Origin of the sequence: Enterobacter sp. EC_64 (assembly GCF_019584165.1) — a bacterium.
Lineage (GTDB): Bacteria > Pseudomonadota > Gammaproteobacteria > Enterobacterales > Enterobacteriaceae > Enterobacter > Enterobacter roggenkampii.
Map to the genome: position 1 here is coordinate 147,952 of NZ_VDAS01000007.1, position 24,202 is coordinate 172,153.

Sequence of the window (24,202 nt, forward strand, 5' to 3'; positions counted from 1 at the left end):
ATTATGAGCGGGCTTCTTTGAGCAGCTGCTGGATAACCTTTTCCTGTTGCTCATAGTCACCTTCGCCAAAGGCGGTATAGCGCAGCTGCCCTTTGGCATCAAAATAGTAATGTGCTGGCCAGTACTGATTGCCGAACGCATTCCAGATTTGATAGTTGTTATCCGTCACCACCCGATACGGCAGTTGCCATTTATTCACCGCATTTTTAACCGACGACAGCGGTTTCTCCCAGGGATATTCCGGGGTGTGAACGCCAATCACCACCAGACCCTGCGGCTGGTACTTTGTGGCCCACTCCCGCACATGGGGGAGCGTATGCTGGCAATTAATGCAGTCCCACGTCCAGAAATCAATCAGTACAACCTTTCCCCGTAACGATTCAGACGTGACAGGGTCACCGTTTATCCACCCTGTTCCACCGCTTAGCGAAGGCAGCTGGCTGCTGGGCTCTGTCATGACTACCGGCTGGAGCTTCACCGGCGCGGTGGCAGGTTTCGTTAGATTCAAGAGCGCCGTCTCAAGACGGTCCGCGACGCCGTTTGCCCCTTTCAGTAGCGAAGTCATCCCCGTCGCGTTCAGGACGACTGCGGCTAACATCGCCACCCCCGCACCCTGACGCAACTTCGCCATTAGCGCCGATTTTGCTCTCAGTGGTGCCATCAGCGAGCGTCCGCCGAACACGAGTAGACCCAGCATCAGCGCGCATCCGCTGCCATAGGCGGCAAGCAGTGCGCCTGTGGCGATGGCCGAATGCCCCGCAATATTAATGCTGAAAATCGCGCCCAGAATAGGCCCGGCGCAGGGAGACCAGAGCAGCCCAACCGCTAGCCCGGCCAGAAAAGCCGATGCCATTCCGCGCGTTTGCCCGCTACGGCTGTTGAGAACATGTCCCGCGCTGACGGCCGGTCCCGCAATACGCTGGGCGAAAGACGGGAAAATCAAGGCCAGCGCGGCGGTGGCCAGAATGACGAGCGCGATCCAGCGCCCGACAATGGTTGCCTCTGTTATCCACTCGCTGGCGACGGTGATGACCATTGCCACCAGAGTGAACATCACGATCATCCCCGCAAGCAGGGCCAGAATATGCCGACGCTGCCCCTGGAAACCGGCGAACAGGAGTGGAATAACCGGGAGCGTACATGGGCTGAGCAGGCTTATCATCCCGCCCAGAAAAGCGATTACCAGAAACATAGTGACCTCACATGACATGTCCTGCGACACTGCAGTGAGGCTATTTCATCGTGCGGATGTGTTCAGGGTATGTGTAAACGCGTGGGTTTTGTCTGGCTCTGTATCGCCCAGGCCGGGAGATACAAAGCCGTACAATTCTACGAACGACGCGGTAGCGTAATGGCGACATCCAGTCCGCCCCCGGCGCGGTTCGCCAGCCTGAGTTTTCCTTCCAGCTGTGCGGTCAGCTGCGCGGCAATCGCCAGGCCGAGTCCTGTCCCGCCGGTATCGCGGTTACGCGAGGTTTCAACCCGATAAAACGGCTGCAGAACCGCCTCCAGCTCGGCTTCGGGTATTCCCGGTCCGTCGTCCATAATGTGAATAATGACCTCGCTGTCCGACGAAACGTCTATCGCAATCGCAGCACGCTCGCCGAATTTGAGGGCGTTATCCAGCAGGTTGGTCATCACCCGGCGAAGCGCCTGCGGCCGCGTGACGATGGGCAAGCGGGTTTCGCTTGCCTGAAAGTGCACGTTTTTACCGATGTCCTGATAATCGCAGGCGATGCTGTTGATCCAGGCGTTCAGCTCCAGCTTCAGAGACGTCTCCTCCAGTGATTCCGATGACCGGGCATACGCAATGCCCTCCCGCACCAGACGAGACATGTTATCAAGGTCGTTCAGGAGCTTGTCGCGAAGTTCAGGCTCTCCGGCCATTTCGACGCGCAGCTTCATGCGGGTAATGGGCGTCTGGAGATCGTGAGAAATCGAGGCCAGGATCTGCGCGCGTTCCCGGAGATAAGACTGAATGCGCGCCTGCATGGCGTTGAAGGCATGCGCTGCCCGCTGCACCTCAAGCGGCCCTTTTTCCGTCATAGGCGTGCTGGCCGCCGGATCCAGCGCATCCACCGCGCGGGTAAAGTGTGAAAAAGGCCGTACCACCTGCCGCACGGCGATCCAGGCGCAGACGGCCAGCACGAGCAGCTGCAGGATGAGGACGACCGGGAGCCAGCTGGCGACGGGCGGCATGCGTGGGATCAGGTCAATGGTCAGCGGTGCGCCATCACGTAACGTAAGGTGGGCCTGAATATGTGAAATGGCGCCAGGAACGGCGGTAAAGCTAACCGGGTAATGCGCGGCCAGCGTCGCTTTTAAGGTTCTGATGGCGTCCTGCGAACGCTTATCCGTCGGCGCTGCGCCGGGTTCCCCTGTGCCCAGGATATAACGATAGTTACCTCGTTCAAGCCGCGGCAGCCAGGCGGCGCGTTCGCTGGCCGGTAAGCGGTCTAAAATGGCGACGCTGGTTGCGACATCGTTTTCCAGATTACCGAGCATCACCGTGCGGGCGCTGTGCATGCGTTCAACCATGACCAGCGTCAGGCTCAGGGCGTTAGCCAGCAGCAGACCGGCCAGCACGACGAGCAGCAAACGGGCCAGCAGCGAGCGCGGCCAGATCGTCATTCGTTAACCTCTTTGATGGTCACCGGCATCGTAAAGACGTAGCCTTCGCTGCGCACGGTTTTGATATAGGCGGGCGTGCGGGCATCTTCATTGAGACGCTGGCGAACCCGGCTAACCAGCAGGTCGATTGAGCGTTCAAACAGCTCGGCGTCTCGCCCCTGCGTCAGGTTGAGCAGCTGGTCTCGGGTCAGCACGCGCTGCGGATGGTCAAGGAAAACGCGCAGCAGACGATACTCCGCTCCGCTGAGCGCGACGATCACCCCTTCCGGGTCGATTAAGTGGCGAGCGACGGTATCGAGCTGCCATTCACCGAACATCACCAGCCGCCCTGCTTCCGTCACCTGTAAATTGGGCGGCATCGCGCGAAAACGCCGTAAAATCGCTTTAATGCGTGCCAGTAGCTCACGTGCGACAAACGGCTTCACGACGTAATCATCCGCCCCCATCTCCAGCCCCAGGATCCTGTCCGTCTCCTCGTTACGCGCGGTCAGCATCAGAATGGGCAAATCTTTATACTTCCCGACGCGCAGCTCTCGACACAGCGTAAGGCCGTCGTCACCGGGCATCATGATATCCAGCACTACCAGATCGATATGCTGTTTATCCAGCACGGCACGCATCTCTTTGCCGTTCGCCGCACCGGAGGCGCGATAACCGGACTTAACGAGATAGTCGACAATCAGTTCACGAATATCCCTGTCGTCATCGACGACAAGGATGTGGTCAATATGTTCCACCGAACTCTCCAGACCGAAGGGTAACGTACTGAAAATAGCACATTTCACAGCTTATCCGCGTCGATAACCGCCTTAACGAAATCCTGCGGATCTTCCTGAGGCGGATTGTGCCCCACGGTTGCGCCGAAGGTGCGGTGCTCATATTTGCCGGTAAATTTAGCTGCATAGGCCTGCGGTGCCGGATGCGGCGCGCCGTTGTTGCCGCCTTCGATGGTGATCGTTGGTACGGTGATATTCGGCAGCGTGGCCAGTTTTTGCTCGTAGCGGTCGTATTTGCGCTCGCCTTTTTCCAGCCCTAAACGCCAACGATAGTTACTGAGCGTCACCGCGACGTGGTCCGGGTTATCGAGGGATTTGGCGCTGGCGTTAAAGACCGCGTCGCTGAATTTCCAGTCAGGCGAGGCCTGCGACCAGATTAAGCGCGCAAAGTCATGCGTGTTTTTGGCATAGCCTTCCGCACCGCGCTCTGTCGCAAAATAGAATTGATACCACCACTGCTGCTCTGCTTTTGGCGGCAGCGGCTGTTTGCCAATCTGCTGGCTGCTGATGAGATACCCGCTCACCGACACCAGTGATTTTACACGCTCAGGCCACAGCGCCGCGACGATATCCGCCGTCCGGGCGCCCCAGTCATATCCTGCAAACACCGCCTGCCGGATATTCAGGGCATCCATCAGGTTGACGATGTCTTTCGCCATCGCCGAGGGCTGGCCGTTGCGCGGTGTGTTTGCTGACAGGAAGCGCGTGGTACCGTAGCCGCGCAGAGACGGCACAATGACGCGGTAGCCTTTTGCCGCCAGAGCGGGTGCGACCTCGGCGTAGCTGTGAATATCGTAGGGCCAGCCGTGCAATAAAATAACCGGCTGACCGTCTTTCGGGCCAATGTCGACATAACCGACGTTCAGATCGCCAGCGTTAATTTGCTGGGGATGATCAAAGGCGGCCGCGAAATTCGTGCCGGTGGCTTCCGCCTGACAGGACATCACGGTGCCAAGCGAAACGGTCAGTGCGAGGGTTGAGTAAGCAAGTTTGCTGAACATGTTGGTATCTCCGGTTGAGTACAATTCACGGGGATATCACAACACCTCAATGTATAGCGGATATGTGCGAAAGCGGGTTTATTGCAAGCCTGTGTATGTATCCGGGACGCTGATACAGTGTGATACAAACACAGGCCTTGAAGTCTTAGAGGGAGAGACGGTAGCGGACGTAGTCGTCAGCTTCACCATATTTGTCATAAAGTTTACGCGCCGGATTGTTCTCCCGGGTGACCCAGTACAGTTTCGACCACCCTTCGCGCTTGCCTTCCTCAATCAGAGCGTCAATGAGCGCCTTACCGGCCCCCGCCCCGCGTTCGGCAGCATCAACAAACAGATCTTCCAGGTAGCAGATGGGTGCGGTTGACCAGGTGCCTTCGTGCAGAACACACATTGCGAAACCGATGATCTTTTCGTCTTTCTCCACGACCCGGCAGAACATCGATGAATGCGCTGAGAGCGCCCTTTCCCACGTCGCTGCGGTGACGGATTCCTCAAGGTAGCAATCATAAAAATGGGTATAGCCGTCCCACAGCGGTCGCCATTGGGAATAATCGTCTATGTATAGCGGTCGTACCGTAACAGCCATGTTTTCCTCACATTACAGAGTAATCGCCATTTCAAAACAGCGTAAATCAGCCCCGGCCATACGCGAGTGATGATAGTTTTCGCGCAGCGTCACAAACCCCAGCTTCTGATAAAACGACTGGGCGTTAGGCGTTGCATCAAGCGTCAGGCGGGTTATCCCCCGGCTACGGGCCTCATGTTTGAGGGCCTCAATAATCCGGGTCGCCATGCCTTTGCCGGATGCTGCGGGCAAGGTGAAAATCGCCTCCAGGCAATGGGTATCCAGATCGAGGTAGCCGGTTGCCGCAACATCGCCCTTTTCATCTTCAACCACGTAAAAAGGGTATTCAATGACCATTTGCCGATAGCGTTCGGGCATCAGATCGGGCGTCCAGCGCGCAATGACCTCAGCGTCGTAACTGGTTGTACAGCCGTGACGAATCGCCTGATTGCGTATATTCCAGAGTGTTTCGGCTTCCTGTGGGTTGGCCCGTCTTAATGCCATGCTGACCTCTGCAATTGTTAGTAGTATGGGAAAAGAGTTCGCTGGGATAGAGTGCCGTAAAGATGAAAATACCAGAACGCAAACAAAAGCATAACGCCTAAAAAGGGAGATCCGCGCATGACGATACCGACGCTCACGACAGAACGTTTACTGCTGAAACCGCTGGTTGCCGAAGATGCCGTCCAGATACAAACGCTGTATCCGCGCTGGGAGATTGTCCGCTATATGGTCTCTTCCGTGCCCTGGCCCTACCCGGATAACGGCGCGGAAAACTATGTCAACAATGTGGCGCTGCCGGATATGGCAAAAGGGATTGCCTGGTTCTGGAGCATCCGGCGACGTGAGGTGCCGGATGAATTGATGGGCATTATTTGCCTGTACGACGTCGAGGATAACAACCGCGGGTTCTGGCTCGCGCCGGAGTTTCAGGGTTTCGGATATATGCGCGAAGCCAGTATTGCGGCGACGGATTACTGGTTCAACACGCTAAACAAATCCGTTTTGCGGGCCCCGAAGGCCGCCGCCAACAGCCGCTCCCGTCGTATTTCTGACAGTAGCGGCATGCGGCTTATCAGAACGGAGAAGAAAGCCTACGTCAGCGGGATGCTGGACTCCGAGCTGTGGGAGATTACCCGCGACGAGTGGAACGCCCGTCAGGTCAGCTGATAGTGCTTATCCGGCATCAGCCTGTCCGGAATGTTCTCTTCATCATTCATCTGCAGCAGATCGCGTTCCATCATGTTGCAGATGGCGTCCAGCGGCAGGTCGTTATCTTCCGTGCCAAACGGGTCTTCCAGCTCTTCCGCCAGGGTGTCCAGCGAAATAAAGGTATAAGAAATCAGCGCAGAGACAAAGGGCGTCATGTAGTGCAGGTCCACAACCAGTGCGAACGGCAGCATAATGCAGAACAGATATACCGTGCGGTGCAAAATCAGCGTGTAGGCAAACGGCACCGGCGTGGTCGCAATGCGCTCGCAGCCGGAAAGGACGATAGACATGTCGTTCAGACGGTTGTTCAGGCTATGGAACAGAATGTCTGAGAGTTGCCCGTTTCGCCGCCGCACGGCCAGCCACTCCCCCATGATCAGCAAAATACGGTTCGCCGGTGAGTTGGCGTCCATGACTTTACGTAAATCCTCCGCAGCAAGATAACGAGAGAGCTGCTCAGCATTCAGTTCCCGGCGCAGGGTCATGCGCAGACAGTTGGCGAAAGCAATCTGCAGGCGGACAAATTCGCCGAGGTGCTTATCGTCGGGTAAGGTGTTTTTTACCTCGCGAAACAGCGAGCGTGCCGCTATCATCAACTGCCCCCAGAGCAGCCTTGCCTCAACGTAGCGGGAATAACAGGCGTTGTTTCTGAAACCCAGAAAGATAGCGATCGCCACGCCGAGAATGCTGAATGGCGCCACGGTAAATTTGATACCGAGCGAGGTATACCACGGTAACATCAGGATAACGGCGATAGAGAGCAGGAAGTTGAGCAGCAATCGGGTATAGATCTTGGGAAGTACCGAACCGTGCCAGACAAAAATCAGTTGTAGCCAGTGCTGTTTAGGACGAACGATCATAGTGAGTTTCAGGCAAGAAAAGAGCGAGGCTATTAAACGTGATCCCCGTCACCGTTGCAAGCTTGTTAACGGGACATTGCATTTTCTCCCCTGATTAGCGAAATTCGCACGGTGCTGCATGTCCTTTTTAAAAACAAAGCACATAGTATGTTGTAACTAAATAGGGCCTATTCAAACCCGGCCGAAGCCGGGTGAATGCATTAGCAAAGCGGTTTAACCGCGGCGCGCATGCCCTTAAGCAGAATGGCATCCAGATCCAGCGTCACCTGGTCGACAAGACCGCTTACCTGCGTCAAGTCCTGCTCCCAGTGGTCGCGTGCGCTGAGCACCGACTGCACCAGTTCACGGGTGCTAAGCTGTCGATCGCGGTGCTGCGCCCACAGCTGCTGATAACGATCCAGCCAGCGTGCATCATCCTGCACCGGATAGCTCTCCCCGTTACGCTCCGCGCGATAAAACGCGATCAATGCGGCCAGAGCAAACGTCAGGCGAGCCGGTAATTGCCCCGTCGCCGTCTGCCCTGCCAGCAGCTGCGGCAGGATGCGGGTGCGGTATTTGGTCATACCGTTAAGCGCGATGGAGAGCAGCTGGTGTCTGATGTAGGGATTACGAAAACGTCCTGTCACCGCACTGGCGAACGATTCCAGCTCTTCACGCGGCAAATCGAGGACCGGAATGATCTCCTGATAAATCGCTTTTTCGACGAACGCGCAGACCTCGGCATCATTCATCGCCTCGCCTACCGTATCCAGCCCGGCCTGGAAGGCGACCGGCACCAGCGCCGTGTGCGCGCCGTTCAGAATGGCCACCTTGCGTTCTTTGTAGGGCCTGATGTCATCGACAATCAACACGTTTAACGGGTACTTATCCAGACGAAGTTCGTGCGAAAGAGATGCCGGCCCCTGAATCACAAACAGATAAAAATGTTCGGCCGTGTCGAGGAACCCATCGTGATAACCCAGTTTAGCCTCCAGTGCGGCCGCTTCATCGCGGGGATAGCCTGTCACGATACGGTCAACCAGCGTCGAGCAGAAGCTGTTGGCGTCGTTGAGCCACTGCATAAAGGCGGCAGGCAGCGCCCACTCCTGCGCATAGCGCAAGACGAGTTCACGCAGTGCGTCACCGTTGTAGTCAATCAGCTCGCAGGGAATGATGATCCAGCCCTTGTCAGCCGCACCGTTGAAGTGGCTAAAGCGCTCAAACAGCAGACGCGTCAGCTTCGCCGGATAGCTCACCGCAGGGGCATCGTCGACGCTGTCACCCGCGTGGTAGCTGATACCCGCTTCGGTGGTGTTCGAGAATACAAACCGCATATCGGGATTGTGAGCCAGTTTCAGAAATGCGCCATAGTCGTCATAGACGCTGATTTCCCGGTTAACGGAGCGGATCAGCCGGGCCTCGCTCACCGCCTCGCCCTGCTCATTCAGGCCACGAACGATCGTGGTGTACAACCCATCCTGGGTGCTTAACGACGGCGGGAAGTCGCTCTGAATCGGGCGAACGATTACCACGCCAGCGTCAAGATCGGTATGTTCGTTTAACAGGTCAATTTGCCAGTCGACAAACGCACGCAGGAAATTGCCTTCACCAAACTGAATGATGCGTTCTGGATAGTGCGCACCGGGAAAATCACGACGGTTGAGCGTGTTCACAAGGGGGTTCCTTTTATGATTAGTCATACAGCCTGATAAGATTGGTACGATAACTTATCAAAACTTAACGACCAGAAACCCTGTTTTGATCAATCCGCGGTGCGGTTGTGCAAAATAATTATAAGAACTTATAAAACACAGAGGTGGCGGTCAGGGCGCCGTCAGGCATCAGCGCGTAGCGCGGGATCTCACCAACCTTTTGCCAGCCGGCACGCAGGTAGAAGGTTTCGGCCCCGCTGCCGGTAGAAGTATCGAGCACCAGCACAGAAATGTCTCTGGCCCGGGCCTCAGCTTCCAGCGCTTCCATTAACGCCATTGCGGCCCCTTTTCGACGCGCTTTTTCATGCACCAGCAGCTTCGCCACATCCGCCCGGTGCGGCTGGTTTTCCGGCTGGTCTGCGATCAGCTGCACCGTTCCAATGACCCCGTCCTGCGCATCGACGCAGGCAAGCACCAGCCGCTCGCCTCGCGCGACGCTTTCGGCAATACCGCGCCAGAAAGTACGGGCCTTGTCGAGGCTAAAAGGGAGCATAAAGCTGACGGATGCCCCGCCGTTTACGCAGTTTTCGAGGATCCCGGCCAGCGCATCAAGATGGATGAGGATCTCTTCCCGGGTGAGGGTTTTGATTTGCAGTGAGGTATTCATTGTTTTTCCTTACGTTGAATACGCTCACTTTGGGTTTAACAACTTATTAACGCAAGCGGTTCGGACATAGGCTTTTATTATGTCACCGGGCGCGCTGGCGCTGCTGCTTCATGGCATACATCTTTCCATCGGCATCTTTTAACCACTGTTGCAGGTCGTTGCCGTTATGATCGAATTCACTGAGCCCCCATGAGAAGTGTAGCGACCACGGGTGAAGCTTGCGGGCGTTATAGCTTTCCACCTGCTCGGCGAGATACTGCATGGCTATCCAGGCGCCCTGCTCGTCGGTATCCGCGAACAGCACCGCGAACTCATCCCCGCCAAAACGCACCAGCATATCGGCCTCACGGAAAGCGCTGCGCATCAGCTGCGCCATAACTTTAAGCGCCTTATCGCCCTCTTCATGCCCGTAGCGATCGTTAATCTCCTTAAAGCGATCCAAATCCAGCCAGCCGAGCGTCAGCGGCTCCGCCCGGCGTCGGGCAACCGAAAGCGTAAACCGCACCAGCTGATTAAAGCCCCGGCGGTTGAATAAGCCGGTTAACTCATCCGTGGTCGCCGCGCTGATGGCGGCAAACTCATCTTCTGCCAGCGCGCCCAGGTCTCCCAGCACGGCAAGATCGGCCGCCGAGAACTCACGGGGGGCGTAATCAATCAGACACAGCGAGCCCACGCTGGCGCCGTCACGCAGGCGCAGCGGGAAGCCCGCATAAAAACGCACGCGAGGTTCACCCGCCACCAGCGGATTATCCGCAAAACGATCGTCCTGCAGCATATCCCCTACCACCAGCGGTGCTTCGGTGAGGATCGTATGGCCACAAAACGAGATATTACGCGGAACGGTGTCAGGCGCCTTGCCATCGGCCGACTTCACGATCAGCGAGTGCTCATCAATGAGGTTGACCATTGCCAGCGGCACCTGGAAGAAGCGCTTCGCCAGACGCGTAAGCCGGTCAAACGCCGGGGAACTGTCGATCTCAAGCAGACCTGATTCGCGCAGCGAGTTCAGTCTGTCTGTTTCATTTTCAGGGGTTGCAGGTGCTTTCATAATGTCTCCTGACGTAAAGCGTTACTAAAAGCGTAGCTTAAACAGTGACATTGTCAGTGTTCTGACAGTCTGTTAAGCCACTTGCTATTCACGTCAATGCCTTATGACGATTAACGCAGCTCTGTTTCATGCCCGGTGGCGGCAGTAATATGCTCGTCCGCGACCCGGGCGCTGGTACGATTTCGACCCGCTTTTTTTGAACGATAGAGGTGATCGTCCGCTTCGGTCATGAGTTTGTTGAAGACCTCGGTCAACTGCCATGCCTCCGCCTTCCCGCTTCCAAGGCCAATACTGACCGTCAGAGAGAGCGTTTGCTGACGCCATGTAAAAGGATTGTTAGCGACGGTAGTTCTGATACGTTCCGCCAGTTCATAACCGTGTCGAGCGTCGCCAGAGTTGACCACCACCGCGAACTCTTCCCCGCCCATACGCGCGACCATCCCGTCTTCACCGACCACCTGCTGAACCTGCCGGGCGAATGACGCCAGCACGCGGTCGCCACACTCGTGGCCGTAGTTATCGTTGATGCTTTTGAAGTAATCGATATCCAGCAGCATAACGGTCAGGAAACGCGAATGGCGGTGCGTCTCTTCGTGTTTTAACGCCTCATAAAGCCCGGAACGCGAATAAACCTGCGTTAAAAAGTCATAATCCGCCCGCAGGGAAACCTGACGGATCAGGGAATTAATGGCTGCCATGCTGACGGAGACCAGAACCGGACAGATCGCCATCGTGGCAATACCCAGCCGGGCAGAAAACATCATTGGGGTGGTCAGCGGTGTCGCCACGGCAATATTAATCACCGAGTTGGCGACCAGAATAATTTCAATGGCGCCCGTGACAAACGTCAGCAAGCAGGTCACAGGCAATGGGTAGCGTACCGCACACCAGATAAGCGCAGGCAGTGGAAAAGAGAGGCTCCCCGCGCCGCCAATCACGACTGACGCGACCACCGAGACGATCAGCGCAATAACCGGTAATAGCTGCTCCAGACGTAACCTGAATTCGCGCACGGGCATGCCTATCGTGAGCATACACGGCACAACAAGCACGCCGGTTGAGAACTGCTCGCTAAACCAGTCGGCAAAGAGCGGCCAGAAGGTGTGGCTGTCAATCCCGACCGACCCTACCGCGCCGAGCAGTGCGCACAGCAGCGCAGCAATCAGGCAGTAGTTGAACAGGCGTAATGCGTTAAGCGGATCCGGGGTTTTCTTCATCAGCCGCCTGTCACGCTGAATCAGCACGGCGACCACGACGATAAAGACCATGTTAGACAGGTTGATCACCACGGAGGCTATCCCCCAGCTGGTCGTCACCGCGTCGTACATCAGCATGGCGACATAGGATACCGCGTAGTAATGCAGGCGATTCAGAAAAACATAGCGGGCAAAGATCCCTGCCATCACGCCGTTGAGGGGCCAGAACAGCGACAAGGCCTCCACGAGACGTAATTCCGCACCCACAAAATAGAACAAAGTGGTGAGGATAAAGATCGTCGATGCATTTCGCAGCGGCGTGTCAGGCTGGAACGGCCTGAAAGCGGTAAGAGCAGAACGCATTAAATTTCATTCCATATGAAAGCTTATGGCAGTTATTGCGGTCGTCAGCACGATCGGCGCTCACTTAGGATGAATCTATAACACAAATATAACGGGATCATAACTCGTCAAATTTAGGCGTTCATCTGGAGCACCAGCCAGTGGTGAATCACGCTGACGATATACTGCTGCTGCTGCGCGGTGAGCTGAACACCGTGAGGAATATTATGCCATTTCGCCAGACAGCCCCGGCAACAGGTGGCGGTGGCATGCTGGGCGATAAATACCGGGTGACCGCGCATGGGCGTCTGTTTGCCGTCATTCGCGGGTTGTGCAGGGGCAAGGCGCTTTTCGACAAAATCAGCGGCATGCTGATCAATGGTATCGGGGCCTTTGTCCCAGCAATACTGCCGTTCCTTATCGCCTAAGCGGAAGCGCGAGCGAAACGTCGATCGCGCCAGACGGGAAAAAAGGGGATCCAGGTCAGACATCAGTAAACGGAACGTCCCATACGCTGGGTCAGTTTCTCCAGAACCGCGACACCGGCAAGGGAATTTCCCGTTTCATCCAGCTCGGGGCTCCAGACCGCAATCGCCATTTCATGCGGTACAATCGCCACCACTCCGCCGCCCACGCCCGACTTGGCCGGGAGACCAACGCGCCAGGCAAACTCGCCGGCGTTTTGATACATCCCGCTGGTTGCCATCAGCGCGTTGACCTGGCGCGCCTGCAGAGGAGAAACCACCTCCTGATCGAGGTGCGGCGCGTGCCCCTGATGCGCAAGGAACAGGAACGTCTGAGCCAGCTCAACGCAGCTCATTTTCAGGGCGCAGTAGTGGAAGTAGTTTTGCAGGACGGTCGCCACGTCGTTATGGAAGTTGCCGAAGGATTTCATCAGCCACGCGATGGCCGCGTTACGGGCAGAGTGTTCGAACTCCGAGCGGGCCACCACCGGATCGTAGGCAATGTCGTCAACCCCCGAGAGCTGGCGTACTATCTCCAGCATTCGCTGACGCGGCGCGCTGAGGCGGCTCTGCAGCATGTCGCAGACCACCAGCGCCCCGGCGTTGATAAAGGGATTTCGCGGTTTACCCTGCTCGATTTCAAGCTGAAGCAGCGAGTTAAAAGGCTGGCCGGACGGATCTTTACCCACGCGCTGCCAGATTTCGTCTTCTTCATACTGGCGCATCGCCGCAACCAGACTGAGCACTTTCGAAATGGACTGAATGGAAAAACGTTCTGTTGCATCCCCTGCCTGGAATCGCTGTCCGTCGATGGTGCAGATAGCAATACCCAGCTTATTCCCGCTGACCGAGGCAAGGGCCGGAATATAGTCGGCAACCTTCCCCTTTCCAATTAACGGACGAACCTGCGCCAGAATCTCGTCCAACATCTCATTATGGATGACCGCAGCCACACTTTGCTCCTTGCCCTCAGGCTAAAACGGGCTGCGAGTATAACAGAGGCTTATGTATTGCGTCAGGCGCTAAGACGAAAACGCGAAACGGCCTGCAATAAAAGATCGGATTGCTTTTGCAGCCGCTCAGAGGCCTCCGAGGCGTCAGAGACCAGCTGGTCCGTCTGACGGGAGACCTGGTTCAGCGCCTGAAGCTGACGCGTCATCAGGTGAATACGCTCTCCCTGACTGAGCGTGGCGGTGGAGATCTCATTCAGCAAACTGCTCAAATTGCCCACCAGACCGGTGACCTGCTGCAAATTCTCTTCCATCAGGGTGACGGCACGGGAACCGTCTTCGATACCCTGCAGTGAACGGTTGATCAGCTCCTGAATGGTCTGCGTCGAGTGGCTGCTCTTTCTGGCCAGGAGTCCAACCTCCCGGGCGACGACGGCAAACCCGCGCCCCTGATTTCCGGCATGGGCGGCCTCAATGGCGGCATTCAGCGCCAGGATGTTCGTCTGAAACGCCACGCTGTCGATCATCGCCACGATCCCGCGCATCTCAGACGATCGGTCGACGATCGCCTGCATAGACGCATTTACGGTCGACATCATCTGGTCGCCGCCCACGGCTGCCTGGCGCGCTTCATCGGCCCGGGAGCAGGCGAGTCTGGCATAGCCGGTATTTCCTTCCACGTGGCTTTCCAGCGCCGCAATATGCGCCGTCACATCCTCAAGCTCTTTCGCCTGGCGTGCCGACTGCTGATACAGCTTCTGGTTACCCTGCGCCAGAGAATCAATGTTCTCCACCATGGTCGCCGTGGCGTGGCTGACCTGCGTCACCAGCTGCTGCAGGCCGTGCTGCATCGTGGCAATGCTGTCGCTAAGCTGCCCTATCTCCCGGTTGAAGCGCATGACGTTCGGCGGCGTGCCGGAGAGATCCCCTGCTGCCAGCCGGTTGATATGCGCGATGAGCCGACGCAGCGGCGTAATCACCCATCGGGACATACCGAACCAGACGACAGCGGCAATGGCGACTAACAGCAACGGGGCAAACAGGAATAACGTTTGCAGGTCAGAGAGCTGCGCCATGAGGCTCTGACGCCCCTGCATGGCCTGCTTCTCGCTTGCCTGCTGGTAGCGCGCATAGTTGTCGTTAAAATCCGTCTGAAACGCCTGCGCCGGGACGGCAAAAAAAGCGTCGATGGTATTGGTTTTGACCAGACCTTCCGCCTGCTCTTTGATCGCGCCGTAGAAGAGCTGATAGCTGTTTACCAGGGCGTCGTCTTTCGGTGGATTCAGCGCCAGCCAGGCCTTCCACGCCTGCTGAGACACCGTCAGCGCCTTTTGCGCGTCATCCATCAGGCTGTGCCAGCTTCCGTCGGATCCGGTCTCTTTATCCTGCATAAACCATACCCCGGAGCGGTTAAGGAGATCGCTTGCCGCCAGCAGAGAGACGCGGGCCAGATCCAGCTTGCTCTGCTGCTGCCACGCCAGCAGGTTTTGCTGCTCGTTGCGCTGGGCTTCGTTCAGGGAGGCGTTAAGCAGGAATGACGAGGAGAGCTGCAGCGCGGAGAAAAGGCCAATAATGCAAAAGATCCCTGTCAGCAGGCCAAAGTGACGGGGAGTGAGACGCTGCGCAATACGGCGAAAAATTTGCGTTAGGTTCATAATTAGCTTCATTTACAAGGCGTTAGACGCGAGCGAGTCTACGAAATGAAAATGACAGAACCATTGCAGATTAATGACAACGGCCCTCGAGATGAGGGCCGACATCGCGGGATTACACGCGATCCTTCCACACCGTCTGCACGTTGCAGAACTCGTGCAACCCAAAGTGGGAAAGTTCGCGGCCAAAGCCACTTTTCTTCACGCCGCCAAAGGCCACGCGCGCATCGCTGGCGCTAAAGCCGTTGATAAACACCCCGCCGCACTCCAGCTCGCGGGAGAAGGTCTCTGCCAGCGCATCACTGGCGGTAAAGACCGTGGCAGACAGGCCAAAATCGCTGTCGTTGGCAAGCATCAGGGCATGCTCCGCGTCTTTCGCGATAGTAATGGCCGCGACCGGACCAAACAGCTCCTGCCGGAAGGCCGTCATCGCCGGGGTGACGTTCGCCAGCACGGTTGGGGCGTAATAATTCCCCTCACTGCTGATTTTCTCACCGCCCAGCAGCAGCGTTGCACCTTCCGCCAGCGTCGCCTGCACCTGCTGATGGAGTTCATCGCGCAGGTCAAAACGCGCCATCGGGCCAATATAGTTTTCTTCCTGATCCGGCGCGCCCAGCTTCAGCGCAGCAACCGCGTCGACAAAGCGCTGGGTAAAGGTCTTCGCAATACCCTCTTCCACAATGAAGCGTTTGGCCGCCGCGCACACCTGTCCGGTATTCTGGTAGCGGCCTGCTACAGCCGCCTTCACGGCAAGATCCAGGTCGGCATCGTTGAGAACGATGAACGGGTCTGAGCCGCCCAGTTCAAGAACACATTTCTTCACCGCGGCCCCCGCCTGAGCACCAATGGCTGCCCCGGCACGCACGCTGCCGGTGACGGTCACCGCCGCAATACGACGATCGTTAATCGCCTGGCTGACGCCGTCGTTGGTGGCATTCACCCAGCCGAACACGCCTTCAGGGAAACCGGCATCCGCAAAGATCTGCGCGATAAGCTCCGCCGAGCCGAGGACGTTGGGCGCGTGTTTGAGCAGATAGCTGTTACCTGCCAGCAGAATCGGCACCGCGCCGCGCAGCACCTGCCAGAGCGGAAAGTTCCACGGCATGACCGCGAGGATCGGCCCCAGCGGACGGTATTCAATGACCGCATTCTGGTTTTCGACCAGCGTCGGTTCCGCGTGCAGCATCGCCGGGCCGTGCTCGGCGTACCAGTCGCACAGGCCGGCGGATTTTGCCACTTCTGCCCGCGCCTGCTGAATGGGTTTGCCCATTTCACGGGAGATCGTCTGCGCCATCTCTTCAGAGCGATGACGCAGCGCGGCGCCAAGATCGCGCAGCTTTTGCGCCCGGTGGGAGGCGCTTTCGCGACGCCACAGGCGATAGCCCGCATCGGACTGAGAAATCGCGCGGTCAACCTGTTCCGACGTCGCCCACGGATACGCGGCGAGGGTTTCACCCGTTGCCGGGTTGACAGAGAAGGCATGTGTTGCAGAGGAATAAGTCATGGTGTTCTCCACGTTTTTCGGTTGATTCATTGTGGCTCACTCTGCTATTTCTTAAAAATGAATAATACTAACCACCTTATTCACGAAACGAGAACGCTATGGATTTAACCCAGCTTGAAATGTTTAACGCCGTCGCGCTGACGGGCAGTATCACCCAGGCGGCGCAGAAGGTGCATCGCGTGCCGTCAAACCTGACAACCCGCATCCGCCAGCTGGAAGCCGATCTTGGCGTTGAGCTGTTTATTCGTGAGAACCAGCGTTTGCGTTTATCCCCGGCTGGCCATAACTTTTTGCGCTACAGCAAGCAGATCCTCGCCCTGGTGGATGAAGCGCGCATGGTCGTCGCGGGTGATGAGCCGCAGGGGTTATTTGCCCTCGGCGCGCTGGAAAGTACCGCCGCCGTGCGCATTCCTGAAACGCTGGCACAGTTTAACCAGCGCTATCCGCGCATTCAGTTTGCCCTTTCTACCGGGCCGTCCGGGACGATGATTGATGGCGTACTGGAGGGAACCCTGAGCGCCGCCTTTGTCGACGGGCCACTCTCGCACCCGGAGCTGGAAGGAATGCCGGTCTACCGGGAAGAGATGATGCTGGTCACCCCTGCCGGGCAGGCGGAAATCTCACGCGCCGCGCAGGTGAGCGGCAGCGACGTTTATGCCTTTCGCGCCAACTGCTCTTATCGTCGGCACCTGGAGAGCTGGTTTCACGCTGACCGCGCCACGCCCGGCCGCATTCACGAGATGGAGTCCTATCACGGCATGCTCGCCTGCGTCATTGCGGGCGCGGGCATCGCGCTGATGCCGCGCTCGATGCTGGAGAGTATGCCCGGGCATCATCAGGTTGAAGCCTGGCCGCTGGCAGAAAACTGGCGCTGGCTCACCACCTGGCTGGTGTGGCGACGCGGGGCAATGACCCGCCAGCTGGAGGCCTTTATAGCGCTGCTAAACGAACGTCTTCAACCAGCGCCTTCTCCATAAACAGGCTGAGCGGGTCGTCAACGTACGGGGGAAACGCCGGACGCAAATCGTATCCGCACTGTTCATAAAGACGCACCGCGGCGCGCTGCTTGATGCCCGTCTCCAGCCGTACCGTATGGCAATGACGGCTCAGGGCCTCATCTTCCAGGGCGGCCAATAGCGTCTCCCCAAGGTGCTGCCCACGATGGGCCGGATCGATATAGACCCGCTTCATCTCCCCCGTACCGTCGCCGTTGAGCACGATGGCGCCACAGCCAACGGCCTGAAGCTGCTGGTCGCGAATGACCATCAGGATCAGCGACGTTTCCGGCAGCGCAGCCAGATCGATCAGATGATTGCTTTCGGCGGGATAGAGTTCGCTCTGATAGCGGTCCAGCGCCGCGATCAGGCTGAGAATGTCCGGGTGACGTGCAGATTCAGAGGTAATGGAATACATGGCAGGCTCCTTGCTTTTTTTGTGAGGCTAAATGTCAACATAGCGCAGGCCTGCCAGGGTGCTTCATACAATTAACTTATCGTACCGCTCCGTTAGCGCAAAAAGATTTTCCCTTTCAGGTACAGGGTGGCCTGACCGCCAATCAGCACGCGGTCGCCCTTCATTTCGCAGCGCAGATCCCCGCCACGGTGCGCCCCCTGGTGGGCATAAAGTGACGTTTTACCCAGCTTTTCGCTCCAGTATGGGATCAGCATGCTGTGGGCGGATCCGGTAACCGGATCTTCCGGCACCCCTTCCCCCGGGCAGAAGAAGCGGCTGACGAAGTCATATTTTTCGCCCGGCGCCGTCACGCAGACCATTTTATCCAGCGGGATCATCGCCCCAATATCCGGCGTTAACGCTTCCACCTGCTGCTGGCTCTCCAGCACCACCAGGTAATCACGTCCGACGCGCACCTCTTTTGCGTCTGGGATGCCCAGCGCGCTAAACAGCAGCGCAGGTGGGTTCTCGACCACCTCGGTTGACCACGCGGGGAAGTTCAGCGTCAGCCAGTCGCCGCTGCGTTTCACCGTCAGCTCGCCCACGAAGCGCGTGGTGAAGGTAATTTCAGTGTGCGGATAGTCAAGGTATTCGAAAATAACGTGCGATGCGGCAAGCGTAGCATGGCCGCACAGGTTAATTTCATCGAGCGTGGTAAACCAGCGCAGTTCAAACCCACCGTCGGTGCGTACAAAAAAGGCGGTCTCAGACTGGTTATGCTGCTGCGCCATTTTGAGCAGCGTCTCGTCCGGCAGCCACGCTTCCAGAGGACATACCGCTGCCGCGTTGCCGCCAAAGGTTTTGTCGCTGAAGGCATCTACCAGATAAAAATCAATTTCCTGCATTGTCTCATCCTCTCTTGTTATGGGTTATTTAGCGCAGAAAAACTGTGCCTTTCAGATAAAGTGAAGCCTGTCCGCTCATCAGCACGCGCGAGCCTTTCAGCTCACAGCGCACGTCGCCGCCGCGCGCGGAAACCTGACGGGCAAGCATGGCTGTTTTCCCCAACCGTTCACCCCAGTATGGGATCAGCATGGTGTGCGCGGAGCCGGTGACCGGGTCTTCCGGAACGGATACCCCGGGGGAGAAAAAGCGGCTGACAAAATCGTATTCCCCCTCACCCCGTGCCGTCACGCTCACCTTATGCTCGCCCGGCGTCATCGCCGAAAAGCGTGGCGCGAGTGCTTCAACCTGCTGGCGATTGTCAAGCACGATCAGCCAGGCGCGCCCTTTGCGGGCTGCAACGTAATGACGGATACCGAGCGCCGAGAGCATCTCCGGCGGCGGCGTCTCTTCATGGGTTGGACATGCCGGGAAGTCCAGCGTCATCCACTCCCCCTCCCGGCTGACCGTCAGGCGGCCAGAGGCGCTATCAAAGTGGATCCGCGAGTCGGGATAATCCAGTTCATTAAACAGAACGTACGCGGCGGCTAGGGTGGCGTGGCCGCAGAGATTGACTTCGGTAAGCGTGGTAAACCAGCGTAGCTCAATGCCTCCTTTAGTGCAGACAAAAAAGGCCGTTTCCGACTGATTATGCTGCTGTGCCATTTTCAGCAAGGTCTCATCGGGTAACCATTCCTTGAGCGGACAAACGGCGGCCGGGTTGCCGCCAAACGTGGTATTGCTGAACGCATTGACCAGATAAAAATCAATCTCCTGCATTGTCTTACCGCCTGTTTTTATTGTGTTGTTCTTTTATATTCAATGAAAACAGCGCTCCCGGCTACCGCTTTCATAAGGTAAATATTGAGATCTGCGTCACATAATGGTTGAGTTTTCGCCATTCAACGTTTTAAGATCGTCTCCTCTTCTTTTCAGCAACGAATCTCCGACATCCCTATGACAACGAACACAGTTTCCCGCAGGGTTGCGTGGCTACGCGTGGTCACGCTGGCCATTGCCGCGTTTATTTTTAACACCACAGAATTTGTGCCGGTTGGGCTGTTGTCTGACATCGCTGACAGTTTCCAGATGGAAACGGCGCAGGTGGGCATTATGTTGACCATTTACGCCTGGGTGGTGGCGCTGATGTCCCTGCCGTTCATGCTGCTGACCAGCCAGATAGAGCGGCGCAGGCTGCTGATCGGTCTGTTTGTCTTGTTCATCGCGAGCCACGTGCTGTCGTTTATGGCGTGGAATTTTACGGTGCTGGTCATCAGCCGCGTCGGTATCGCCTTTGCCCATGCGGTGTTCTGGTCGATCACCGCGTCGCTGGCGATTCGCCTGGCACCGGCGGGTAAACGCGCGCAGGCGCTAAGCCTGATTGCTACCGGTACCGCACTGGCGATGGTGCTGGGCCTGCCGATTGGCCGCATCGTGGGGCAATACTTCGGCTGGCGTACCACCTTCTTCGCCATCGGCATGGGCGCGCTGGTGACGCTGGTGTGTCTGATTAAGCTGCTGCCCGCGCTGCCGAGCGAACATTCCGGCTCGCTGAAAAGCCTGCCGCTGCTGATGCGTCGCCCTGCGCTGCTGAGCATCTACCTGCTGACCGCCATCGTGGTAACGGCCCATTACACGGCGTACAGCTACATTGAACCGTTTGTGCAGGTGGTAGCAGGCTTTAGCGCCAACTTTGCCACCGTCTTACTGCTGATCCTCGGCGGCGCGGGGATTATTGGCAGCGTGCTGTTCGGCAAGCTGGGTAACCGGCACGCCTCCTCGCTGGTAAGCAGCGCTATCGGCCTGCTGCTGGCCTGTCTGCTGTTGCTGATGTCCGCCGCGGGCAGTGAAAGCCATCTGGCGATCCTCAGCCTGTTCTGGGGCGTGGCGATCATGATTATTGGCCTGGGCATGCAGGTGAAGGTGCTGGCCCTGGCGCCGGATGCGACGGACGTCGCCATGTCGCTGTTCTCGGGAATTTTCAATCTGGGGATTGGCGCGGGTGCGCTGGTGGGAAACCAGGTCATCCTGCACGTATCGATGTCGGCGATTGGCTATCTGGGTGCCATTCCGGCCCTGATGGCGCTGATCTGGTCAGTGCTTATCTTCCGTAAGTGGCCGGTGGCGCTGGAGGAACAGGGGCAGCACGGGTGAGGTTTGTTTGTGCCGGGTGGCGCTGCGCTTACCCGGCCTACAAAAAGACGGATTTCGTAGGCCGGGTAAGGCGAAGCCGCCACCCGGCAATGAACTTAATGATAGGTCTTAATAATTTCCAGCACGCCGTTAATAATAAACTGCACGCCCATACAGACCAGTAAGAAGCCCATCAGACGGGAAATCGCCTCGATACCGCCCTTGCCTACCCAGCGCATGATGGCGCCGGAGCTGCGCAGCGATGCCCACACGATAATCCCGATAATCGCAAAAATCAGCGGCGGTGCCACCGTCAGCACCCAGTCCGGGAAGGTTGCGCTGTCACGCACCGTCGACGCGGAGCTGATGATCATCGCGATGGTCCCCGGCCCCGCCGTGCTCGGCATGGCAATCGGCACGAAGGCGATATTCGCGCTCGGTTCGGTTTCCAGCTCTTCCGATTTGCTGTTCGCTTCCGGCGACTCATGCGCTTTTTGCGCCGGGAACAGCATGCGGAAACCGATAAAGGCCACGATCAGCCCCCCGGCGATGCGCAGGCCAGGGATGGAAATCCCGAAGGTATTCATCACCAGTTGCCCGGCGTAGTAAGCCACCATCATGATGGCAAACACATACACCGAGGCCATCATCGACTGATGATTGCGCTCGGCGCTGTTCATGTTCCCTGCCAGCCCGAGGAAAAGCGCCACCGTCGTTAACGGGTTAGCCAACGGCAGCAAGACCACCAGCCCAAGGCTGATTGCTTTAATCAAATCCAACATAGTGCGTTGTCGTCCTTATCCATATTTAACACAGCAATTATAGGGGGAAAGTGTGACATTCAGCCATGGGCGCAACGTAACGATTATTTTCCTTCTGAAAAGATAACTGGAAGTTATCTCTATGATTTGAAACACCTTAAAAAAAGTTCATGAAACGTTTTAGCAATTCGTGGCATCGGCTGATTCATTCAGTTGACTTATACTTGCCTGAGCAATAATATCTGCCGTGACTAATTACTTGCCAGGGCAACCATTGTGAAAAGCACCAGTGATATCTTTAACGACGTTGTTCCGCTGGGTCGTCTTATTCATATGGTCAATCAGAAAAAAGATCGCCTGCTCAATGACTATCTGTCACCGCTGGATATCACCGCAACACAGTTCAAAGTGCTGTGTTCCATTCGCTGCGAAGTGTGTATCACGCCGGTTGAGCTGAAAAAGGTGCTCTCTGTCGATCTGGGTGCGTTAACCCGCATGCTCGATCGTCTCGTCTGTAAAGGATGGATAGAACGAAGCCCTAACCCGAATGACAAACGCGGCGTACTGGTGAAGCTGACCAGCGATGGCGCGGCCATGTGCGAGCAATGTCATCAATTAGTAGGACAAACACTGCATCAGGAACTAACAAAAAACTTAACGGCAGATGAAGTGGCAACCCTTGAGCTTTTGCTGAAGAAAATCCTGCCGTAAACAGAAAAAAGAGGTATGACGATGTCCAGACGCAATACTGACGCTATCACCATTCATAGCATTTTGGACTGGATCGAGGATAACCTGGAATCGCCGCTCTCCCTTGAAAAAGTGTCAGAGCGTTCGGGTTACTCCAAATGGCACCTGCAACGGATGTTCAAAAAAGAGACCGGCCATTCATTAGGTCAATATATTCGCAGCCGCAAGCTGACGGAGATTGCCCAGAAACTGAAAGAAAGCAATGAGCCGATCCTTTATCTGGCGGAGCGTTACGGATTTGAATCGCAGCAAACCCTGACGCGTACGTTCAAGAACTATTTTGACGTGCCGCCTCATAAGTACCGAATCACCAGCGTGCCGGGCGAATCCCGATACCTGTATCCGTTAAAACACTGTAGTTAATCATCGCCTGTCACAGACGTAACCGAGGAAATCATGAAAGTTATCGCCTCCGCCGCCCTCGCCTTGCTGGTGCTGTTCTCCAGCCAGACCTTCGCGGAGCAAACCCCTCGTGCAACGCAGCAAAATAATCCTGATACGATGATTTTGCCGTCCGCACATGACCAGTCGCCCTATGATTTCAACCACATGGGTGCTGGTAGCGACAAATCCGACGAATTAGGCGTGCCTTATTATAATCAGCACGGCTTCTGATTCGTTTTTGCCCCGCAGACGCGGGGCTTTTTTTATGCCTTTTCGCTTACCCGCGTCGTCCGACGAACCCGCAGACCAAACACGTTAATGTACAGCCCGGCCATGATCAGCACGGCACCCAACAGCTGCAGCGCGCTTAGCGTTTCATCCAGCAATATCGCCGCACTGGCAAGCCCTACCACCGGCACCAGCAGAGATAACGGCGCGACGCGCCAGGTCTCATAACGCCCCAGCAGCGATCCCCAGATCCCGTAGCCCACAATGGTGGCGACAAAGGCCAGATAGACGAGAGAGAGGATCGTGGTCATATCGATGTCGACCAGACTGTTCAGCATCACCGCCGGACCGTCCAGAATACTCGACGCCAGCAGAAACGGGATAACCGGGATCAGTGCGCTCCACACCACCAGCGACATCACCGCCGGGCGCGCCTCGTGCTGCATGATCAGCTTGTTGAAGATATTCCCGCAGGCCCAGCTCAGCCCCGCCGCCAGCGTCAGCATAAACCCGAGCAGCGCCACGTGCTGACCATTCAGGCTGGCCTCGATCAGCACCAGCACGCCAAACACCGCCAGCGTGATCCCCGCCAGCTGTTTGCCCTGCAGGCGCTCGCCAAACACAAACGCCCCGAGAATAATGGTAAAGAACGCCTGCGCCTGTAACACCAGCGAGGCCAGACCGGCCGGCATACCGAACTTGATGGCGCAAAAGAGAAACGCGAACTGGCCAAAGCTGATGGTCAGACCGTAGCCCAGCAGCAGTTTAAAGGGGATCTTTGGACGCGCCACAAAGAAGATGGCCGGGAAAGCGACCAGCATAAAACGTAAGCCGGCCAGCATCAGCGGCGGCATGTTGTGCAGCCCCAGCTTGATGACCACAAAATTGAGCCCCCATACTACGACCACCAGCAATGCCAGCAGCCCGTCTTTCCGCGTCATATCCCGCCCCTGAATTATTAATAATTTGTTAACACTTCAAGGTAACAGAAAAAAGTGCGTCACGAGAAGATCATTATTTCTGGCAGGCAGCTGAAGCACTTAGGGATAAATCGGGTGCTATACAAGCCCCTTATGTCATGGTAATCCTGTTAACACACATCGAATAAAAGCA

26 protein-coding genes are annotated in these 24,202 nt (G+C 56.8%); 6 read left to right on the forward strand and 20 right to left on the reverse strand.

All coding sequences use genetic code 11. The features are described from left to right. Position 1 precedes the first annotated feature (1 nt). From FHC52_RS07820 to FHC52_RS07845, 6 genes are all read right to left on the reverse strand, one after another. The gene (locus FHC52_RS07820; protein ID WP_126287945.1) at positions 2 to 1,192 is read right to left on the reverse strand and encodes a cytochrome c biogenesis protein/redoxin; all 1,191 of its coding nucleotides are present in this window, start codon (positions 1,190 to 1,192) and stop codon (positions 2 to 4) included. Between the two features lie 137 nt (positions 1,193 to 1,329). After that, positions 1,330 to 2,631 (reverse strand): ATP-binding protein, encoded by a 1,302-nt coding sequence (locus FHC52_RS07825; RefSeq protein ID WP_044596431.1) that lies wholly within the window; start codon positions 2,629 to 2,631, stop codon positions 1,330 to 1,332. Continuing rightward, positions 2,628 to 3,368, reverse strand: a complete 741-nt coding sequence (locus FHC52_RS07830) for a response regulator (protein WP_045335759.1) — start codon at positions 3,366 to 3,368, stop codon at positions 2,628 to 2,630. The genes FHC52_RS07825 and FHC52_RS07830 overlap by 4 nt, the downstream gene beginning before the upstream one ends. Before the next feature lie 44 nt (positions 3,369 to 3,412). Beyond that, positions 3,413 to 4,408, reverse strand: coding sequence for an alpha/beta fold hydrolase (locus tag FHC52_RS07835; RefSeq protein WP_021242489.1), 996 nt, complete (start codon positions 4,406 to 4,408; stop codon positions 3,413 to 3,415). A gap of 145 nt (positions 4,409 to 4,553) precedes the next feature. Beyond that, positions 4,554 to 4,994: a GNAT family N-acetyltransferase gene (locus FHC52_RS07840; RefSeq protein ID WP_126287947.1), complete on the reverse strand. Its 441-nt coding sequence runs from the start codon at positions 4,992 to 4,994 to the stop codon at positions 4,554 to 4,556. A gap of 12 nt (positions 4,995 to 5,006) precedes the next feature. Then, entirely contained in the window at positions 5,007 to 5,477 is a 471-nt protein-coding gene (locus FHC52_RS07845) for a GNAT family N-acetyltransferase (protein ID WP_126287949.1), read from the reverse strand. A 117-nt stretch (positions 5,478 to 5,594) separates the two neighbouring features. Between FHC52_RS07845 and FHC52_RS07850 the strand changes: the two genes are divergently transcribed. Then, entirely contained in the window at positions 5,595 to 6,143 is a 549-nt protein-coding gene (locus FHC52_RS07850; protein WP_047748923.1) for a GNAT family N-acetyltransferase, read from the forward strand. Here the strand turns inward: FHC52_RS07850 and FHC52_RS07855 are convergent. From FHC52_RS07855 to sad, 9 genes are all read right to left on the reverse strand, one after another. Continuing rightward, positions 6,131 to 7,045 (reverse strand): bestrophin family protein, encoded by a 915-nt coding sequence (locus FHC52_RS07855; RefSeq protein ID WP_023292420.1) that lies wholly within the window; start codon positions 7,043 to 7,045, stop codon positions 6,131 to 6,133. The genes FHC52_RS07850 and FHC52_RS07855 overlap by 13 nt on opposite strands. 200 nt (positions 7,046 to 7,245) lie before the next feature. Further along, positions 7,246 to 8,697, reverse strand: coding sequence for a tagaturonate reductase (locus FHC52_RS07860; RefSeq protein WP_032674781.1), 1,452 nt, complete (start codon positions 8,695 to 8,697; stop codon positions 7,246 to 7,248). A gap of 118 nt (positions 8,698 to 8,815) precedes the next feature. Further along, positions 8,816 to 9,343 carry a GNAT family N-acetyltransferase gene (locus FHC52_RS07865; RefSeq protein WP_023327468.1) on the reverse strand — a complete coding sequence of 176 codons (528 nt, stop codon included), beginning with the start codon at positions 9,341 to 9,343 and terminating at the stop codon, positions 8,816 to 8,818. A gap of 82 nt (positions 9,344 to 9,425) precedes the next feature. Further along, positions 9,426 to 10,391 (reverse strand): sensor domain-containing diguanylate cyclase, encoded by a 966-nt coding sequence (locus FHC52_RS07870; RefSeq protein ID WP_032674780.1) that lies wholly within the window; start codon positions 10,389 to 10,391, stop codon positions 9,426 to 9,428. A 110-nt stretch (positions 10,392 to 10,501) separates the two neighbouring features. Beyond that, positions 10,502 to 11,950, reverse strand: coding sequence for a GGDEF domain-containing protein (locus FHC52_RS07875; RefSeq protein ID WP_220420008.1), 1,449 nt, complete (start codon positions 11,948 to 11,950; stop codon positions 10,502 to 10,504). Positions 11,951 to 12,063: 113 nt separating this feature from the next. After that, positions 12,064 to 12,420, reverse strand: coding sequence for a DUF4186 domain-containing protein (locus FHC52_RS07880; protein ID WP_021242499.1), 357 nt, complete (start codon positions 12,418 to 12,420; stop codon positions 12,064 to 12,066). After that, positions 12,420 to 13,346 carry a glutaminase B gene (gene glsB, locus FHC52_RS07885; RefSeq protein ID WP_008503201.1) on the reverse strand — a complete coding sequence of 309 codons (927 nt, stop codon included), beginning with the start codon at positions 13,344 to 13,346 and terminating at the stop codon, positions 12,420 to 12,422. Before glsB ends, FHC52_RS07880 begins: the two co-directional genes overlap by 1 nt. Before the next feature lie 62 nt (positions 13,347 to 13,408). Next, on the reverse strand, positions 13,409 to 14,998 hold the full coding sequence (locus FHC52_RS07890) for a methyl-accepting chemotaxis protein (RefSeq protein ID WP_126287953.1): 1,590 nt from the start codon (positions 14,996 to 14,998) through the stop codon (positions 13,409 to 13,411). 112 nt (positions 14,999 to 15,110) lie between these two features. Then, positions 15,111 to 16,499, reverse strand: coding sequence for a succinate-semialdehyde dehydrogenase (gene sad, locus FHC52_RS07895; RefSeq protein WP_220420010.1), 1,389 nt, complete (start codon positions 16,497 to 16,499; stop codon positions 15,111 to 15,113). A 98-nt stretch (positions 16,500 to 16,597) separates the two neighbouring features. Here sad and FHC52_RS07900 point away from each other — a divergent pair, with 98 nt between their 5' ends. Next, positions 16,598 to 17,476, forward strand: coding sequence for a putrescine utilization regulator PtrR (locus tag FHC52_RS07900; protein ID WP_032651796.1), 879 nt, complete (start codon positions 16,598 to 16,600; stop codon positions 17,474 to 17,476). Here the strand turns inward: FHC52_RS07900 and FHC52_RS07905 are convergent. The 3 genes from FHC52_RS07905 to FHC52_RS07915 all read right to left on the reverse strand — a co-directional run bounded on the left by FHC52_RS07905 (position 17,430) and on the right by FHC52_RS07915 (position 19,613). Continuing rightward, on the reverse strand, positions 17,430 to 17,912 hold the full coding sequence (locus FHC52_RS07905; RefSeq protein WP_023292427.1) for a GNAT family N-acetyltransferase: 483 nt from the start codon (positions 17,910 to 17,912) through the stop codon (positions 17,430 to 17,432). The genes FHC52_RS07900 and FHC52_RS07905 overlap by 47 nt on opposite strands. A gap of 92 nt (positions 17,913 to 18,004) precedes the next feature. After that, the gene (locus tag FHC52_RS07910) at positions 18,005 to 18,796 is read right to left on the reverse strand and encodes a PhzF family phenazine biosynthesis protein (protein WP_021242504.1); all 792 of its coding nucleotides are present in this window, start codon (positions 18,794 to 18,796) and stop codon (positions 18,005 to 18,007) included. Between the two features lie 28 nt (positions 18,797 to 18,824). Continuing rightward, entirely contained in the window at positions 18,825 to 19,613 is a 789-nt protein-coding gene (locus FHC52_RS07915) for a PhzF family phenazine biosynthesis protein (protein WP_126287957.1), read from the reverse strand. 177 nt (positions 19,614 to 19,790) lie between these two features. Here FHC52_RS07915 and FHC52_RS07920 point away from each other — a divergent pair, with 177 nt between their 5' ends. Continuing rightward, complete coding sequence (locus tag FHC52_RS07920) at positions 19,791 to 20,987, forward strand: sugar transporter (protein ID WP_045354025.1); 1,197 nt, start codon at positions 19,791 to 19,793, stop codon at positions 20,985 to 20,987. Between the two features lie 95 nt (positions 20,988 to 21,082). Here FHC52_RS07920 and FHC52_RS07925 read toward each other — a convergent pair whose 3' ends face one another. Continuing rightward, positions 21,083 to 21,748, reverse strand: a complete 666-nt coding sequence (locus tag FHC52_RS07925) for a MarC family NAAT transporter (protein ID WP_220420011.1) — start codon at positions 21,746 to 21,748, stop codon at positions 21,083 to 21,085. A 255-nt stretch (positions 21,749 to 22,003) separates the two neighbouring features. On the opposite strand from FHC52_RS07925, the gene marR reads away from it, so the two are divergent. Genes marR through marB form a run of 3 tightly spaced genes read left to right on the forward strand, consistent with a single transcriptional unit; the run spans position 22,004 to position 23,092 of the window. Further along, entirely contained in the window at positions 22,004 to 22,438 is a 435-nt protein-coding gene (marR, locus tag FHC52_RS07930; RefSeq protein ID WP_008502236.1) for a multiple antibiotic resistance transcriptional regulator MarR, read from the forward strand. 21 nt (positions 22,439 to 22,459) lie between these two features. Beyond that, entirely contained in the window at positions 22,460 to 22,840 is a 381-nt protein-coding gene (marA, locus tag FHC52_RS07935; protein ID WP_008502237.1) for an MDR efflux pump AcrAB transcriptional activator MarA, read from the forward strand. 33 nt (positions 22,841 to 22,873) lie between these two features. Beyond that, positions 22,874 to 23,092 carry a multiple antibiotic resistance protein MarB gene (gene marB, locus FHC52_RS07940; RefSeq protein ID WP_008502238.1) on the forward strand — a complete coding sequence of 73 codons (219 nt, stop codon included), beginning with the start codon at positions 22,874 to 22,876 and terminating at the stop codon, positions 23,090 to 23,092. A 32-nt stretch (positions 23,093 to 23,124) separates the two neighbouring features. Here the strand turns inward: marB and eamA are convergent, their stop codons facing one another. Further along, on the reverse strand, positions 23,125 to 24,030 hold the full coding sequence (eamA, locus tag FHC52_RS07945) for an O-acetylserine/cysteine exporter (RefSeq protein WP_021242508.1): 906 nt from the start codon (positions 24,028 to 24,030) through the stop codon (positions 23,125 to 23,127). Positions 24,031 to 24,202 lie beyond the last annotated feature (172 nt).